Annotated in this window: 15 protein-coding genes; 10 read left to right on the plus strand and 5 right to left on the minus strand. The window is 69.9% G+C overall.

The window, feature by feature from the left end; all coding sequences use genetic code 11:
• The first annotated feature begins 127 nt into the window (after positions 1–127).
• Positions 128–1,297 (plus strand): steroid 3-ketoacyl-CoA thiolase, encoded by a 1,170-nt coding sequence (locus tag G3I78_RS26445; RefSeq protein WP_164428843.1) that lies wholly within the window; start codon positions 128–130, stop codon positions 1,295–1,297.
• Here the strand turns inward: G3I78_RS26445 and G3I78_RS26450 are convergent.
• On the minus strand, positions 1,281–1,535 hold the full coding sequence (locus G3I78_RS26450; RefSeq protein WP_164428845.1) for a DUF397 domain-containing protein: 255 nt from the start codon (positions 1,533–1,535) through the stop codon (positions 1,281–1,283). The two genes, G3I78_RS26445 and G3I78_RS26450, sit on opposite strands and share 17 nt — an antisense overlap.
• The gene (locus G3I78_RS26455; RefSeq protein WP_164428847.1) at positions 1,516–2,343 is read right to left on the minus strand and encodes a helix-turn-helix transcriptional regulator; all 828 of its coding nucleotides are present in this window, start codon (positions 2,341–2,343) and stop codon (positions 1,516–1,518) included. The genes G3I78_RS26450 and G3I78_RS26455 overlap by 20 nt, the downstream gene beginning before the upstream one ends.
• Before the next feature lie 93 nt (positions 2,344–2,436).
• On the opposite strand from G3I78_RS26455, the gene G3I78_RS26460 reads away from it, so the two are divergent.
• From G3I78_RS26460 to G3I78_RS26470, 3 genes are all read left to right on the plus strand, one after another.
• Entirely contained in the window at positions 2,437–2,856 is a 420-nt protein-coding gene (locus tag G3I78_RS26460; protein WP_164428849.1) for an ATP-binding protein, read from the plus strand.
• A gap of 78 nt (positions 2,857–2,934) precedes the next feature.
• Positions 2,935–3,642: a hypothetical protein gene (locus G3I78_RS26465; protein WP_164428851.1), complete on the plus strand. Its 708-nt coding sequence runs from the start codon at positions 2,935–2,937 to the stop codon at positions 3,640–3,642.
• A gap of 189 nt (positions 3,643–3,831) precedes the next feature.
• Positions 3,832–4,251 carry a hypothetical protein gene (locus G3I78_RS26470; RefSeq protein WP_164428853.1) on the plus strand — a complete coding sequence of 140 codons (420 nt, stop codon included), beginning with the start codon at positions 3,832–3,834 and terminating at the stop codon, positions 4,249–4,251.
• A 161-nt stretch (positions 4,252–4,412) separates the two neighbouring features.
• Here the strand turns inward: G3I78_RS26470 and G3I78_RS26475 are convergent, their stop codons facing one another.
• Both G3I78_RS26475 and G3I78_RS26480 read right to left on the minus strand, forming a co-directional pair.
• Positions 4,413–6,053 (minus strand): glycoside hydrolase family 13 protein, encoded by a 1,641-nt coding sequence (locus G3I78_RS26475; RefSeq protein WP_164428855.1) that lies wholly within the window; start codon positions 6,051–6,053, stop codon positions 4,413–4,415.
• 37 nt (positions 6,054–6,090) lie between these two features.
• On the minus strand, positions 6,091–8,439 hold the full coding sequence (locus G3I78_RS26480) for a twin-arginine translocation signal domain-containing protein (RefSeq protein ID WP_164428857.1): 2,349 nt from the start codon (positions 8,437–8,439) through the stop codon (positions 6,091–6,093).
• Positions 8,440–8,629: 190 nt separating this feature from the next.
• Between G3I78_RS26480 and G3I78_RS26485 the strand changes: the two genes are divergently transcribed.
• From G3I78_RS26485 to G3I78_RS26510, 6 genes are all read left to right on the plus strand, one after another.
• Positions 8,630–9,679, plus strand: a complete 1,050-nt coding sequence (locus tag G3I78_RS26485) for a LacI family DNA-binding transcriptional regulator (protein WP_164428859.1) — start codon at positions 8,630–8,632, stop codon at positions 9,677–9,679.
• Positions 9,676–11,304: an FAD-dependent oxidoreductase gene (locus G3I78_RS26490; protein WP_164428861.1), complete on the plus strand. Its 1,629-nt coding sequence runs from the start codon at positions 9,676–9,678 to the stop codon at positions 11,302–11,304. The genes G3I78_RS26485 and G3I78_RS26490 overlap by 4 nt, the downstream gene beginning before the upstream one ends.
• A 51-nt stretch (positions 11,305–11,355) precedes the next feature.
• Positions 11,356–12,627 carry a sugar ABC transporter substrate-binding protein gene (locus tag G3I78_RS26495; protein WP_164428863.1) on the plus strand — a complete coding sequence of 424 codons (1,272 nt, stop codon included), beginning with the start codon at positions 11,356–11,358 and terminating at the stop codon, positions 12,625–12,627.
• Positions 12,628–12,629: 2 nt separating this feature from the next.
• Positions 12,630–13,577 (plus strand): sugar ABC transporter permease, encoded by a 948-nt coding sequence (locus G3I78_RS26500; protein WP_164428993.1) that lies wholly within the window; start codon positions 12,630–12,632, stop codon positions 13,575–13,577.
• Positions 13,567–14,409, plus strand: coding sequence for a carbohydrate ABC transporter permease (locus G3I78_RS26505; protein WP_164428865.1), 843 nt, complete (start codon positions 13,567–13,569; stop codon positions 14,407–14,409). The genes G3I78_RS26500 and G3I78_RS26505 overlap by 11 nt, the downstream gene beginning before the upstream one ends.
• Before the next feature lie 79 nt (positions 14,410–14,488).
• Positions 14,489–15,580, plus strand: a complete 1,092-nt coding sequence (locus G3I78_RS26510) for a hypothetical protein (protein WP_164428867.1) — start codon at positions 14,489–14,491, stop codon at positions 15,578–15,580.
• A 125-nt stretch (positions 15,581–15,705) separates the two neighbouring features.
• Here the strand turns inward: G3I78_RS26510 and G3I78_RS26515 are convergent, their stop codons facing one another.
• Positions 15,706–16,410: a hypothetical protein gene (locus G3I78_RS26515; protein ID WP_164428868.1), complete on the minus strand. Its 705-nt coding sequence runs from the start codon at positions 16,408–16,410 to the stop codon at positions 15,706–15,708.
• Positions 16,411–16,773 lie beyond the last annotated feature (363 nt).

The following is a 16,773-nucleotide window of genomic DNA, read 5'->3' on the forward strand; positions in this document are numbered from 1 at the left end:
TGCGGAGACCCCAATTGCCTGCAAGACCCTTGCGGTGGTGGCCGGATCGTCAGCAGACTGCAAGCAACGCGCTAACTAGAACACGTACTAGTTCCAGGGATCCGTTCGGAGGAGAGGACCCGCACCCATGGCCGCCGAACCCGTGATCGTCGAAGCCGTCCGCACCCCCATCGGCAGGCGCGGCGGCGCGCTCGCCAATCTCCATCCCGCCTATCTGCTGGGCGAGACCTACCGTGAACTCCTCGGCCGCACCGGCATCCCCGCCGACGCGGTCGAACAGATCGTCGGCGGTACGGTCACGCACGCCGGCGAACAGTCCATGAACCCCGCGCGCACCGCCTGGCTCACCGTCGGGCTGCCCTACGAGACGGCGGCGACGACGGTCGACTGCCAGTGCGGCTCCTCCCAGCAGGCCTCCCACATGGTCGCCAACATGGTCGCGGTCGGTGTCATCGACGTCGGCATCAGCTGCGGTGTCGAGGCGATGTCCCGGGTGCCGCTGGGGTCCGGCTCCAAGCACGGGCCCGGGAAGCCGTTCCCGGACGAGTGGAACGTCGACCTCCCGAACCAGTTCGAGGCAGCCGAACGCATCGCACGGCGCCGGGGGTTGACCCGGGAGAACGTCGACTCGCTCGGGCTCATCTCCCAGGAGCGGGCGGCGGGCGCCTGGGCGGAGGAGCGGTTCAAGCGGGAGACGTTCGCCGTCCAGGTGCCGACGACCGAGGACGAACAGCGGGCCGGACAGGGCATGTGGCGGCTCGTCGACCGGGACGAGGGGCTGCGGGACACGTCCATGGAGGCGCTGGCCGGACTCAAGCCGGTCATGCCGACGGCGATCCACACGGCGGGCAACTCGTCCCAGATCAGCGACGGCGCCGCGGCGATCATGTGGGCGTCCAAGCGGATGGCGCGGGCGCTGAAACTGAAGGCACGGGCCCGGATCGTCGCGCAGGCGCTGGTGGGGGCCGACCCGCACTTCCACCTCGACGGACCGATCGACGCGACCCGTGCGGTGCTGGGCAAGGCGGGGATGTCCCTCAAGGACATCGACCTCGTCGAGATCAACGAGGCTTTCGCCTCGGTGGTGTTGAGCTGGGCCCAGGTCTTCGAACAGGACCTGGAGAAGGTCAACGTCAACGGCGGTGCGATCGCGCTCGGGCACCCGGTGGGGTCCACCGGGGCCCGGCTCATCACGACGGCCCTGCATGAACTGGAGCGCGCGGACAAGGAGTTCGCGCTGATCACGATGTGCGCGGGCGGCGGACTCGCCACCGGCACGATCATCCAGCGCTTGTAGACGTCCAGTTGACGAAGGTGGTGAACATGGCGGGGTCGATCGTGAGGATCGGTCCCGCCGGGGTCTTGGAGTCGCGGATGGCTACGGTGGTGGTCGCTTCGGCCACCTCTACGCAATCGCCGCCCTGGTCACTGCTGTACGAGGACTTGTGCCAGGAGAGGTCTCCGAGTGGCATGCATTCGACGCACTCGCCGCCCTGGTCGCCGCTGTAGCTCGACTTACGCCACTTGCTCGCCATATCGGTCCTCCATCACGCGCCGCATCAACTCCGCCGAGTCCTTGAGGGATAGAGCGGCGGCCCGGAGATGATCGTAACGGAGTGAGCAGTCCTTGACGCTGTCCGGGTTCGCGGTCGGATGCCCGCTGCTGTACCCCTCGGTGTAGACAATCGTTGGGTCGCTGGAGAAGCGGAAGAGGGTGAACGAGCCTTGCAGGCCCGCGTGAGAACCGACCGAGAACGGCAGCACCTGGACGTTGATCCGGGGGTTGTCCTCGAAGGCCAACAGGTGTGCCAGTTGACCCCGCATGGTGTCCTTGCCGCCGATCTCCTGGTAGAGCGCACCCTCGCTGATGACCATCCAGAAGATGGGCGGCTCCTCCTTCTCGAAGATGCGCTGGCGGGCCAGTCGTACGGTGGTGCGGTCGTCAAGGTTGGTCCGGTCGAGCGCGCCGAGCACCCCGCGGGCGTAGTCGTCGGTCTGGAGCAGACCGTGGATCATGTGGGTCTGGAAGGTGGAGATCTCGATGGCCCGTGCCTCAAGCTCCGCAACTTGCTGAAACCAGCCCGGCAGTTGGCTCCGCAGCACCAGCTGGACGAGTCGCGACAGTAAGCCGTCCGACCCCAGCGCCGCGTCCGCCCGGACGCTGAACTCCGGTGTGGGGATCTTCCTCGCCGTCTCGATCTGGCCGACCATCGAGGCCGTGTAGTTGACGATTCCGCCTAGTTGACGCTGTGTCAGATGGGCCGACTCGCGCAGTCGTCGCAGTTCGTAGCCGTAGTAGTCGAGCGGGGACGCGCCGGGGTCGAGTGCGTGGATACCGGTCATGTGAGGTCCCCTCTCGGGCGGGTGGAGCGGACTGCCGCACGGGTTGTATCTGTTCGGTAGCCCAGGGTAGTTCTGGCAGATCAGGCTCGTCCCGTGAACTCATACATTTCCCACTGGCGCCTGGCGCTCACCGCGGGCGCCCACTCCGCCTACCACATCCGCCGTATCGTCCGCTCGCTGCTGATCGAGTGGGAGCTGGCGGAGCTGTCCGAGGCCGCCGAGCTCGGTGTGACCGAGCTGGTCGCCAACGTCGTACGCCATGTTCCGGACCGCAGGTGTGTGGTCGTACTGCTGCGGCTGCCCGGCGGAATCCGGGTGGAGGTGGGGGACGACCACCCTCAACTGCCGCTCATGGCATCCGAGTTGTCTCTGGAGTCGGAGGGCGGCCGGGGGCTCGCGCTGCTGGACGCGGTGGTGGACAAGTGGGGGGTGGGGCGGCGGTCGGGCGGGGGCAAGACGGTGTGGTTCGAGTGCGCGGGGAGTCCGTTGCCGGAAACACCCGGGCGGGGATGAGTACGCGCACTCATGCCGGGGCGTGCGCGCCGGTCCATCGTGAGGGGCATCGACCCGGACCGACCCGAAGGACCACCGATGCCGAACTCCCTCCGACCGCAGCTGCGCCGCCTGTTCGCGCTCGCCACGGACAACTGGCTCGCCCGCGGCTATCTGGCCGTGGTCGCCGGTTCCGTCCTGGTCATGCTGCTCTTCCCGGACAGCGTGCTGGCGCCGGGCCCGCTGCTGCTCACGGCGCCGCTGTCCTTCGTGACGGTGATGTTCCCGTTCGGGCCGGGCACCGAGGGCGGCGGGGCTGCCGAGGTGGCGGCCGTCGCCTTCTGGGTCGTATGGCTGCTCGGGTGCGCCTTCGTGAACGCGGCGGTGCTCGGGGCGCTGGCGGCGAGGTCGACGACCGCCGCCGCCCGGCCGCGGGTCCGGGACACGGGCCGGGACGCGGGCCGGGTGCGGACGTTGCTGGCGCCCGCCGTGGACAACTGGCTCGCCCGCGCCTACCTCGCCGTGGTCGCGGTGGCGCTGGGGTTCTTCCTGGTCGCGGTGTACGTGCTGCCGGACCCGGGGTTCGCCGGGATCTGGCCGCTGATGGCCACGGCGCCGTTCAGCTTCGTCGCGTTCCTGGTGTCGATACCCGGCGAGTACTCCTCGCTGGACTGGCTGAACACGGTCGTCTTCACGGTCGGGTCGGCGCTGTCCGGGCTCTTCAACGCCGTGCTGATCGGCCGGCTCGCCCACCGGATGCGGCCCGAGGGGGGTGCCGGGGCGGCGGTCGTACCGGCTCACCGATGAGTCCGGCCGGGGCACCGGCCCGGTCGATGCCACGGCCGGTGCCCCCGCTGATGGTGTAGCGGGCTACACCCGGAGTCCGGGAGCGCGGTCCATCGTGGCGGCGGGCGCGGGACGGGATGGTGGATCACGGATCGAAAAGGTCCGTCCTCCCAGGTCATCCCACCGTTTCCCACCGTTAAGGAAGATCCCGTGTCCTCTGCGCTCGCCTCCGTGAAGTCCTTCCTCGCCGACCTTCTGCTGTGGACCTTCTTCGTCGCCGGCCTCGCCGCGAGCGGCGCCGCGGGCTCCGTCCTCGACGGCACGCAGAAGGACGTGGCGACCTACGCAGGCGGTGTCGTCGCCCTGATCGCCGGATCCCGGATCGCGAAGAAGCCCAGGATCAAGGCCTTCCTGTCCCGCCCCGGCACCCTGTGGTTCCTCTTCCTCTTCAACGGCGCCATGGCCGTCACCCTGTACTTCGCCCTCGGCGGCGTCGAGGGCGTCATCGCCGCCTCCGCGATGGGCGTGGTCTCCCTGGGCGCGGGCGGCGGCCTGATCGCGGGCCGACGCAAGCGGGCGGAGGAGGCGGCGGCGACTCGGCGGTCGGCTCCTGAGGCTCCTTGGGCCTGAGGTCCGCGTGACGTCCGCGTACTCGTCCGTGTACTCGTCCGCATGCTCCTCCCGTACGACTCCCGTACGACTCCCGTGCGACTCCCGTACGACGACGAGGCAGGGCCTGTCCGGCCGGCGGGGACTGGGACCGGACAGGCCCTGGGATTCGGGGGCGCCCGCTACACCGCGAGCCAGGCCGCCTGGTCCGGGGCGAGGCGGCCGTCCTGGACGGGACCGCTGGTCAGCAGGACCGAGGTGTGGCTGGGGAGCGGGTACGGCTCCGACGACAGGTTGACCACGCACACGAAGCCGGGCTCGCGGCGGAGGGCGAGGACTCCGGCGGGGGCGTCCAGCCAGGTGAGGGTGCCGTCGCCGAGGGCGGGGTGCTCGTGCCGCACCCGGAGAGCGGCCCGGTAGAGCTCCAGCATCGAGGTCTCGTCACCGGTCTGGCGCTCCACCGTGCGCGGTGCCCAGTCGGTGGGTTGCGGCAGCCAGGGTGAGGTCGCGGAGGCGTCGGGTGCGTCGGGTGTCTCGGGTGCGTCGGGGCTGAAGCCGTACGGCGGGGCCTCCCCGGACCAGGGGAGCGGGACACGGCAGCCGTCGCGGCCGCGGTCGGTGTGCCCGGAGCGTTCCCAGACGGGGTCCTGGAGCACGGCGTCGGGCAGGTCCTCGACCTCGGGCAGGCCCAGCTCCTCGCCCTGGTAGACGTAGGCGCCGCCGGGGAGGGCGAGGGTGAGGAGGGCGGCGGCGCGGGCGCGCCGGGTGCCCAGGGTGAGGTCGCCGGGGCCCGCCGGGACGTAGGACTCGTTGGCCACCCACTTCCTGGCGGCTCTACGGCCGTAGCGGCTGACGTGGCGCATGACGTCGTGGTTGGACATGACCCAGGTGGCCGGGGCGCCGACCGTGCCGAGCGTCGCGAGGGTGTCGTCGATGACGGCCCGCAGGTCCTCGGCGTTCCAGTCGGTCATGAGGTAGTCGAAGTTGAAGGCGGTGTGCAGGCCGCCGGGGCGGAGGTAGGCGGCGAGGCGTTCGGGCGTCTCCGTCCACGCCTCGGCGACGAAGGCGCGGTCGCCGGGGTACTCGTCGGCGACCTTGCGCCAGGCGCGGTAGATGTCGTGGACCTCGTCGCGGTCCCAGAAGGGGTGCGCGCCGCCGATCCGGCCCGCCAGGTCGGGCAGTTCGGGGTCCTTGACCAGCCCGTGGGCGACGTCGATGCGGAAGCCGTCCACGCCCCGCTCGAACCAGAACCGCAGGACGGACTCGAACTCCCCGTGGACGTCCGGGTGCTGCCAGTTGAGGTCCGGCTGCTGAGGCGTGAACAGGTGCAGGTACCACTCGCCGTCCGCCACCCGGGTCCAGGCCGGGCCGCCGAAGCGGGAGTCCCAGTCGTTGGGCGGCAGGGAGCCGCCGGGTCCGCGCCCGGGGCGGAAGACGTAGCGCTCGCGCTCGGGGCTGCCGGGGCCCGCCGTCAACGCCGCCCGGAACCAGGCGTGTTGGTCGGAGGAATGATTCGGGACGATGTCGGAGACGATGCGGATGCCGTGCGCGTGCGCCTCCTCGACGAGCCGTTCCGCCTCGGCCACCGTGCCGAAGAGCGGGTCGATCTCGCGGTAGTCGGCCACGTCGTAACCGTGGTCGGCCATCGGGGACTTGTACCAGGGGTTGATCCAGAGGGCGTCCACACCCAGGGACTTGAGGTACGGCAGCCGGGAGCGGATGCCGGCGATGTCGCCGACCCCGTCACCGTCGCCGTCGGCGAAGCTGCGGATGTAGACCTGGTAGATGACGGCGCTGCGCCACCAGGGGGCGGTGGGAGACACGTTCGTATCGCTCCTCGGGCGTTCTGAGGTGGGGGAGTTACTGGGCCGGGCCGGTGGTCAGGGTGTGGCGGCCCTGGCTGTCCGTGCTCGGTGTGAGGCCGTGGTAGATCCGCGGCGCGCCGTCGAGGGTCAGCGTCACGCTGCCTCCGGTGACGGGGAGTTGGCGGCTCCGCCCGACCGCGTCCACCTCCTTCACGGGGGCGCTGGCGGCGGCCACCAGCGGGGTCTTGGTCGGCCAGGGGTCGGTCCACATCTCGGGGGCCGGGAAGTGCCAGTCGGCCCGCTGGCCCTGGGTGTTGAGCAGATAGCCGTCGGCGCGGTTCCACAGCACGACCGCGGGGCCGTCCGGGGTGTCGAACCACAGGCCGAAGGTCTTCGGGTCCGGGAAGGTCAACCAGCCCTGGAAGGTGGCCTGGTCGAGGGTGCGGGCCGCGGTCGCGTAGGCGAGGAGCGACGGCTTCGGGCTGAGGTCGCGGTTCATCAGGCCGTAGTGGTACTCGACGTTGTCGGGGTCGGCGACCTGCGGCATGCCGAGCACGCTGTCGTGGAACTGGTACCAGCACACGCACCGGACCCCCTCGGCCTTGGCCAGCGCGAGGGTGAGGAGCACGTTCTCGGCGGCGTGCCGGTAGGTGTCGTGCCACCAGCTGTTGGGCTTGGTCGGCGCGTACGCCTCGGTCAGCCAGATCTCCTTCGCGCCGTGCGCGGCCATCAGCGTCTTCAACTGGCGCAGACCGCCGTAGAAGTTCCAGTAGGTGCCGTCGCCGTCGGTGGTCCAGGTGTCGCCCGGCGGTATGTAGTCCGGGGTGAAGTTGCCGCGCCCCGGGTGGTAGGCGAAGGCGTCGATGAGGTCCCAGCCGCCGGCCGCGACGAAGTTCTCCACCCACGGCTTGTCCATCCCGGCAAGGCCGTTGTTCATCAGCTTGACGGTGTCCCCGGTGACCGCCCGCCGGTCGAAGACCGGCCGCAGCGCCTTGTCCAGGTACGCCTGCGCGGCTGTGCCGGTGTTGAACGGTCTGTTCAGTTCGTTGCCGACCTCGAAGTAACCGGCACCGGCTCCGGCCGCCACCGCCAGATTGTCCGCGGCCCAGGTGGCCGCCTGGGTGTCGCTGACGGTCAGCGAGGGCTGGAGCTCGATGTTGTGCCGCATCCCGCGGGCGTCGAAGGCGGAAGGCGGCAGCCCGGGACCGCCGTCGTAGGCGATCCGGACCAGGCCGATGCCGACCTTCTGCCACAGGTCCAGCAGCGCGTCGGCGCTCGGGCGTTGCAGCCAGGGGTAGTTGGCGATCCCGAACATGCTGTCCGCGCCCGCCTGGTAGTCGTACGGCGGCAGCACCGCGAGGTTGGTGCGGGCGAACGCCTCGTCGTCGCCCGAGCCGACGACCACTTCGGCCAGGGCGATTCCGGCGGCGGGGGCGGTCAGGGTGAAGGTGTGCTGCCAGGTACCGGCCGCGGGGACGCTGCCGGTCACCGTCGTGGCGGCCAGTTGCGTGCCGTCGAAGTCGCGTGCCCACAGGGCCAGTTCGACCGACTTGGCGGTGCTGCCGCCGTTGGCCACCAGGGCGGTCAGCGCCATCGGCTCGCCGGGGGAGTCGTACAGGTTGAAGTCGCTGTCCGTGGTGAGTTCGAGACCGAGTTCGCGGCCCGTGCCGATGGTGGCGGTGGCCGATGGGCGGGTCTCGGAGAAGAAGAAGTCGGCCCGGCTGGTCCAGCCGCCGGCCGGGTCGACGACACCGGGCGAGTGGATCCAGGTCGCGTTCGTCCAGGCCTGGCGGGAGCGGTCGAGCAGGAACAGGCCGTGCAGCGCGCTTCCCCACGTGGAGGTGTGGGCGACGCCGAGGGTGTCCTCGTAGGGGATGCCGCCGCCCGCGTCGCGGACCCACTCGGTGATCGCCACGTAGTCGTCGGGCGCGGTCGGCGCCTGGATGGCCCGGCTGAACAGGAACCCGTCCGGGACCAGCGTGTCCGCGCCGGTGACCCGCCACTCCAGTACGGCGTGGGAGGTGCCGACGCTGAACCAGCCGGTGACGGTGGTCGCCCCGGCGGCGGAGTCGAAGGTGTAGTCCATGCGGATCGCCGGGGTGCCGTCCGCGAGCGCGCTCAGCGTCGGGGTGCCGCCGGTGGAGACGTGGATGCCGGTGGCGCTGTCCTTGACCTGGAACTTCGACCCGGCCGACCGGGTGACACCGGCCGCGTCCCGGATGGCGAGCCTGCCGCCCACGCTCGCCAGCAGGCTGATCCCGCCGCCGGTCAGGGTGACATCGCCGGCCGCCGCGTGCGCGACGGTCGGGGCGGACCCGGCGACGAGCACGACACCGGTGGCGAGGGCCGCGCCCAGGAAGTTCCGGCGGTTGGGGGTGGGGCGTGAGAAGGCCTCGGAGGTCATGGTCCGCTCCTGTCCGGCACTCATGGGCGCCGTCTCTGATAATGCCTATCTTCAACTCCGTGAACGACACGTTTCCAGGCCGCTACTTTGATGTCAACGGGTACTTGCCCTGTCGACTCCCATGGATTACGGTCATCGCTCAGAGATGAAGATAGGCATTATCAAGATGGCCAGTCATGATGGAGGAGCGATGTCGTCGAGACCTCGCCGTGTCACGCAACGCGAGATCGCGGAGCTGGCGGGCGTCAGCCAGACCACCGTGTCGGTGGTGCTGAACGACCGCGACGGCTCGAACGTACGGGTCCCCGAGGCCACCCGGGCGCGGGTCAAGCAGGCCATGGAGCAGCTCGCCTACGTCGCCGACCCCGCGGCCCGCCGGCTCGCCGGCCTCGACAACCAGATCATCGGCGTCTTCACCTACGAGGCCGCGCTGTCCCCGGAGAGCATGGACTTCTACGGCCCACTGCTCAACGGCATCGAGCGGGCGGCCGAACAGATCGGCTGGGACCTGCTGTTCTTCACCTCCTCGCCGGTCGAGAACGGCACGCGGAGCCTCTTCCACCGCAAGACCCGGCTGCGGCTGACCGACGGCTGTGTCCTGCTCGGGCAGCAGATGGTCGCCTCTGAACTGGAGCGGCTGGTCGCCGAGCAGTTCCCGTTCGTCGCCATCGGCCGCAGGGACGAGACCTCGGCCGCGGTGCCGTATGTGGCCATCGACTACACCACCCCGACCACCGCGCTGATCGACCAGGCCGCGGCCGACGGGCACCAGCAGGCGCTGTACGTCCACCGCGGCCGGGACACCCCGACCGCGCGGGACCGGCGGGACGCGGTCGAGTCCGCGTCGGCGGCGGGCCGGCTGGCCTTCCTGCTGGTCGGCGAGGAGCGCATCGCCGATCTGGCCCGGCTGGCGCGGGCGACCGAGGCCACCCTGATCATCGCGGAGGACGCGTTCCTCGCGGAGGACGTCGCGCACGCGCTGTCCGGCGCCGGGGTCGCCGTACCGGAGGAGATCTCGCTCGCCGCCCTCGGTGAGGTGCGCGGGCACCGGGTGGAGGGGCGGACGCTGGCCGGATTCCACGTCCCGAGGCAGCGGTTGGCGGCCGAGGCGCTCGATCTGCTGCAACTCCTGATCGGTACCGAGCCGCAGGAGTGGGGCGGTCTGGAGAGGGAGCGGTTGCTGGTGGCCGAGGTCGAGCCCGGGGACACGATTGTCGCGCGGACGGAGTCGGGGGCATGACTGATCGGCGCACGGATGACCGGCTGTCGGGAGGCCGGCTCACCACCGAGGTGGCGATCGTCGGCGGCGGCCTCGGCTCCGTCGCCGCCGCGCTGGCGCTCCTCGAGCGGGGCCGTCGTGTCGTACTGACCGAGGAATTCCCTTGGCTTGGCGGGCAGTTGACCTCGCAGGCCGTGCCGCCTGATGAGCACGTCTGGGTCGAGCAGTTCGGTGTCACCGCGCGCTACCGGGCGCTGCGGGAGGGCATCCGCCGCTACTACCGCGACCACTACCCGCTGACCGCCGCCGCGCGCGCCGACCGGGAACTCAACCCGGGCCGCGGCCGGGTCAGCAGACTGTGCCACGAACCCCGGGTGGCCGACGCGGTGATCACCGCCCTGCTCGCGCCGTACCGCTCGACCGGACGGCTCACCGTCCTCCAGCCCGCCGTACCCGTCGCGGCCGAGGTGCGCGACGAAGTGGTCCGGTCCGTCACCGTCGCCGACCCGCGCACCGGTGCCGAGACCGTGATCAGCGCCGAGTACGTCATGGACGGGACCGAGACCGGAGACCTGCTGCCGCTCACCGGGACCGAGTACGTCGTAGGGGCCGAGGCGCACTCCGACACCGGGGAGCCGAGCGCGCCCGAGAGAGCCGATCCGGCCAACGTGCAGTCCATCGCCTGGTGTTTCGTCTTCGACCACGTCAGCGGCGACCACACCATCGCGAGGCCGGACGACTACGACTACTGGCGCTCCTTCGAACTGCCCTACTGGGGCGCGCCGATGCTCTCCTTCACCGCGCCGAACCCCCGCACGCTGGTGCCGGAGGAACGGACCATGAACGTCAACCCGGCCGCCGACGTCACCGGGGACCCACGGTTCGACGCGGGCGACCAGGACCTGTGGCAGTTCCGGCGGATCGCCGCCCGGCAGAACTTCGCCGACGGCTTCTACGACAGCGACATCGTGCTGGCCAACTGGCCCCAACTCGACTACGTCGGCGGCTCGATCATCGACACCGACGACCGCCGGCTTCACCTCGCCGCCGCCAAGGCCCAGTCCCGTGCCTACGTGCACTGGCTCCAGACCGAGGCACCCCGCCCGGACGGCGGCCGGGGCTGGCCCGGACTGCGGCTGCGCGGCGACCTGGTCGGTACGGACGACGGGTTCGCGCAGGCGCCGTACATCCGCGAGTCCCGCCGGATCAGGGCGCTCACCACCGTGCGCGAGCAGGACATCTCGGTGAAGGCGCGCGGGGACGCCGGACCGGCCCGGTTCGAGGGCTCGGTCGGGGTCGGCATGTACCGCATCGACCTGCACCCCTCCACCGGCGGCGACAACTACATCGACGTCGAGTGCGCCCCGTTCGAGATACCCCTCGGCGCCCTCGTCCCGGTGGCCACCCGGAACCTGGTCCCGGCCGCCAAGAACATCGGCACCACCCACATCACCAACGGCGCCTACCGGCTGCACCCGGTCGAGTGGAACGTCGGTGAGTCGGCCGGGGAGTTGGTGGCGTACTGCCTCGAACTCGGCCTGAGCCCACGGCAGATCGCGACCGACGACCACCTGGTCGACCGGCTCCAGGGCAGGTTGACCGAGGCCGGGGTCGAGCTCCATTGGCCGCGGATCGTCGGCTATTAGCCCCAACCCCGAGGCGCGGTACGCGCCTAGAGTGCGAAGGAACCAAGCACCATGAACAGAGCGAGAAAGCTGGTCGGCGCCCTCGCGCTGACGACCGCGCTGACGCTGACGGCGGCCTGCGGGGCGTCCGGCGACGGGGCCGGGGGGACCGACGCCAAGGACGTCAAGCTGCGGATGACGGTCTGGACCTCGAACGCGGACCAGCTCAAGTTGTTCGACTCGATCGCCGCCGCGTACCGGGCCAAGCACCCCGAGATCTCCTCGATCACCTTCGAGAGCCTGCCCTTCGAGGACTACAACACCACCCTCACCACCCAGATCGCCGGCGGCAACGCCCCCGACCTGGCGTGGATGGGCGACCTGTCCAGGGACCTCATGGCCTCCGACGCGCTGGTCGGCCTCACCGACAAGCTGAAGGCGACCGCCGGTTGGCAGTACGACGACCTGGAGGCCAGCGCGACCAAGGAGTTCAGCGAGGACGGCACGCTGTACGCCTACCCGTTCTCGACCTCGCCGTACGCGCTGTACGTCAACACCGACCTGCTGGCGAAGGCCGGTCAGAAGATCGACCCGAAGAACCTCACCTGGGACCAGGTCGCCGCGGCCGGCGCGGCCGTCCACGCGGACACCGGGAAGGCCGGTTTCGTCGTCCGGGACTTCGACTACAAGTCGTGGAACATGCTGGCCACGGTATGGACCGGCTTCGGCGCGACCGCCTGGAGCCAGGACGGCAAGACCTGCACCTTCGACAGCCCCGAGATGCAGAAGGCGTTCACCTTCCTGCACGACTCCGCGTTCAGGACGAAGGCCATGCCGGGCCCCGGCACGACGGCCGACTTCTTCGCCGGTGACGCCGCCTTCACCGTGGCCCAGGTCTCCCGCGCCTCGCTGCTCACCGACAAGTTCAAGTACGCGCTGTACCCGCTGCCGGCGGGCCCGGCCGGCAAGTACTCCGTCATCGGACAGGCCGGCGTGGGCGTCCTCGCCGCGGGCAGGCACAAGACCCAGGCCACCGACTTCCTCGCCTATCTGACGAACCCGGCGAACTCCGAGAAGCTTGCGCGGTTCTTCCCGCCGCCCCGCAAGTCGATGCTCACCGGCGCGAAGCTCGCCGCGGGGAGCAAGGTGCTGACCGCCGCGCAGCTCCAGGAAGCCGTGGTCGACCAGCTGCCGAACGCCGTCACTCTGCCCAACCACACCAGCCCGGCCGAGATCGCCCAGAAGGGCAAGACCGCGCTGGACGCGATGTGGAAGGCCGACGCGGACGTCCCCGCCGTACTGAAGTCGGTCTGCTCCGCGATCGATCCGATCCTGGCCAAGTGACCATGGCCACCCTCACGAAGGCCCCCGCCCGGGAGGAGGCCAGGACCCGGGACACCTCGGGCCCGCCGTTCTGGACGACCCGGCGCCGGGACGTGCTCGCGGGCTATCTGTTCATCGCGCCGCAGCTCATCGGGGTCGTACTCTTCGTGCTGATCCCGGTCGGACTGGCGGTCTGGTACAGCCTCAACGACTGGAACGTCTTCTCCGGCGAGCAGACCTTCGTCGGAGCCGACAACTACAAGGCCCTCGCCGACGACCCCCAACTCCCGTCCGTACTGGGCGCGACCGCCCTCTTCTGCGGCGGGGTCGTGGTCCTGAACATCGGCCTGGGACTCCTCCTGGCCGTCCTCCTCAACCGGCGCTTCCGGGGCGCGACCTTCTTCCGCACCCTGTTCTTCTCCCCGGTCGTCGTCTCCGTGGTCGCATGGACCCTGGTCTGGGGCTTCCTGCTCCAGGACAACGGCGGCGTCAACGCCGTGCTCGACACGGTCGGCATCGACGGCCCGAACTGGCTCCAGCACGGCGACACCGCGATGATCTCGGTGATCGTCACCCAGGTGGTCCGCAGCGTCGGCGTCAACATGGTGCTGTTCCTCGCCGCGTTGCAGGGCGTGCCGGCCCAACTCTACGAAGCCGCCCGGCTCGACGGCGCGGGAGGCAGGGTGGTCTTCACCCGGATCACCCTGCCGCTCATCTCGCCCACGGTGCTGCTGACCGCGATCATCACCGTCGTCGGGGCGTTGCAGTCCTTCGCGCAGATCGCCGTACTGACCAGCGGCGGCCCGGAGTTGAGCACCACCGTGCTCGTCTACTACGTCTTCCAGCAAGCCTTCGAGTTCAACCACATCGGTTACGGCTCGACGCTGGCCCTGATGCTGCTGTCCTTCGTCATGCTGCTCACGCTGGTGCAGTGGCAGTTGCGCCGTAAGTGGGTGTTCCATGAGGAGTGAGTCGCGTCCCGTCCTGCGGCGGGTGTCCCTGCTGATCGCGCTCGGCGTCCTGGCGATCCCGTTCGTGGTGCCCACCGTGTGGATGGTGGCGGCCTCCGTCAAGCCGCTGCCCGAGATCTTCAAGTCCCCGCCGACGCTGTGGACTTCGGACCCCACGCTGTCCGCGTACCGCGAGGCGTTCAGCTTCCAGCCGTTCGCCCGGCAGTACGTCAACAGCGTCTACATCGCCGTCCTGGTCACCCTGATCACCCTGCTGGTCTCCAGCCTCGCCGGATACGCCTTCGCCCGGATCCGCTTCCCCGGCGCGAACGCCCTCTTCCTGGTGGTGCTGGTCGGCCTGCTGGTGCCCAGCGAGGTGACGATCGTGCCGCTGTTCCAGATGTTCAAACGCGCCGGGATGATCAACACGCACTGGCCACTCATCCTGGTCACTGCACTGGCCGGGCCCTGCGTCCTGGCCACCTTCATCATGCGGCAGTTCTTCATCGCGCTGCCGGCCGAACTGGAGGAAGCGGGCCGCCTGGACGGCCTCGGCCGCCCCGCCCTGTGGTGGCGCATCTTCCTCCCGCTGGCCAGACCGGCGCTGTCCGCCGTCGCGATCCTGACGTTCCTCACCTCCTGGAACCTCTACCTGGAACCGACGGTCTACCTCACCTCACCGGACCTGTTCACCCTGCCCCAGGCCCTCACCCGCTTCACCGACTCCTACGGCGCCGAGATGTGGAACACCCAGCTGGCCGCCGCCACCATGACCGTCCTGCCGGTCCTCGTCGTCTTCGTCATCGCGCAACGCCAGTTCGTCGAGGGTCTGGCTCATTCGGGGCTCAAGTGAGTCCCGAGCCGGACGCCCGGAGATCCACTGGTAGTCACCCGAGCCGGACACGATGACTCCCATGACTCCTATGACTCCCATGACTCCTGTGACGATCACCCCGGGCACCGTGTCCCCGCCCCCGCGCAACTCCCTCGTCGCCCTCGCCCGGGGAGTCCTGACGGGAGGGGTCGTTGGGGCGTCGCTTGCCGCCCTCGTCGTCGGCGCCCTCATCGAGAGCGTGCCGCTGTTCGTCACGGGCCTGGTCCTGCCCGTCGCCTACATCCTGCTCGTCCTCCTGGCCGGGGTGCCGAGGCTGGCCCGGGAGTCGGCGATCGCCCCGCTCACGGCGCTCGCGATGATCGAGAGCCGGAAGGCCGTCGGGGGCGAGGCGACGAGCGACGTGGCGGTGCGGTTCGACCTCACCGTCGCGCCGGACGACGTACCGGCCTACCGGGTCGCGTTCACACAGGACATCAATCTCGTGGACCTGGCCCACTACCCGCCGGGTGCCGTCGTGGTGGTCCAGTATCCGCCGGACCAGCCGTGGCGGGTGAGGATCGTGCAGCCTCCGACACCCCCGTGGGAGGAACGGGTGGCCGGCGCACGCCTCGACTCGGCGCCCGGTCCGGTCATGGTGAGCGAGACTCCCAAGAGCTGTGCCAGAGGTCTCGTCATGCTGGCGGCCATGCTGCTCGCCGCGGCCGGTGTGGTGCTGGGCTTCCGCACCGAGCTGTTCGACGAGGCCGCCTCGGACCGTCCGTCCGTCTCCTCCACCTCGTCGACCACGGTGGTGTCGTCGGCCTCCACCACGGTCACCCTCGGCCCCGGCCAGTCGTTCCTCGACAAGGGCGAGCTGCGCAAGGCCGTCGGCTCGCTCCCCAAGGGCACGGACGCACGCACGGCGCTCACCGTCGTCGTACGGGAACGGCAGCTGTCGGTCGTGTACGCGCCCACCGGTTCCCAGGCACCGACGTTCGCCCTGGACTCCCTGCCGTACGACCGTCTCCCCGCCCTGGTCGAGGAGGCGAGGACCGGCCTGGGCACCGGCTCCCCACAGACCTGGCAGATCACGGTGGAACGCCTCACGGGCACGCTCACCGTCAAGGTGGGGGTGACGGGGCCGGAGGGGGCGGGGTCGTTGGAGGCGGACGGGGACGGGAACGTGGTGCGGCGCACGGGTGCTCGCTGAGGGGCGCTGAGGGGCACTGAGGGTCACTTAGGAGAAGGGGGACGGTCGGGCCGGCACGGACACCAGCACCGGCCAGGAGCCGTTGTTCCGCACCTGCTTCACCGAAGTGGCCGCGCTCGCCGGGCTCAGGCGAGCTTCTTCAACTGCGCTTCGATGATGTCCACGGGGATGATCGGGGGCTGGAAGGGGTTGAGGGACGTGAAGGTGGCGATGGTGGAGCCTTTGCGGACGACCAGGACGGTGACGGGGATGCTGGGTCCCCCGGAGCTGACGAACTGGGTGGCGTCGAAGGCGAGAGCTTCGTCCCCGTAGTCGGAACCCGGTCCGGGCCGGGCATCGGAATACCCCAACCCGGCACCGGGGTTGGCGGCGGACGGACGCATCTCGGCAGTGGCGCACTTCGGCAGTGCTGCCCGCAGTTCGGTCATCACCGTCCGGGCGTGGGCGGGGGCGTAAGACGTCAGGCTGACACTCGCGTGCTGCCCGAGATCGTCGGAGGTGGACACGATGTCCTGGCTGACACGGGCTGTGAAGTCCTGCAGGCTGCCCAATTGCGCGGCCGCGTAGACGGCTCGGCAAGGAGCGGGCGTGACGGCGCGGTAGGTCGCGAGATCGTCGTGAGTCACCGGCTCTCCCTGGCCCGTGACGGCGTTGACCGTGTAGCCGTCGACGTCGCGTGCGGTAAGCGCCAGACCGTCGAGCTCCTTCTGGGCGAGACCGGTCCCGTCCGCAGAGGTCCGACTGCTCCCGCTGCCCTCACTGCTCCCGGCGGCCTCCCCACTGTCCCTGCCGCACGCGCTGGTCAGTGCCAGCACGGACAGGACGGTCATCGCCGCGGCGACGCATCTCCCTGCCCTGGAAGCACTCGTCACTCGCCCATCCCCCTTACTTTCCCCAACTTGCCGAAGTTGGCGGGGAGCTTAGCGGAGACCGGCGAACTGCCTTTGTGCTGCTGTGATGTGAGAGGGAATCTGATCGCCAGGCAAGACGCCTTTGTGAAGTACATCACTCAACAAGTTGGCTTCATTGCCCCCATCTGTAACTTACGTACACCTGTGAGTCCCTAGTAAGAAAGCTGTGAATGTCTTACGTTGCGATCCGATCGCCGGACTGAACACGTTCGTCCGTGGTCCAACTCATCTTCATACGGGGGCAGTTCGCATGAGTCTGTACGGGGGCGGACGAGGGCGTCG

Origin of the sequence: Streptomyces sp. SID13726, assembly GCF_010548375.1 — a bacterium.
Taxonomy (GTDB): domain Bacteria; phylum Actinomycetota; class Actinomycetes; order Streptomycetales; family Streptomycetaceae; genus Streptomyces.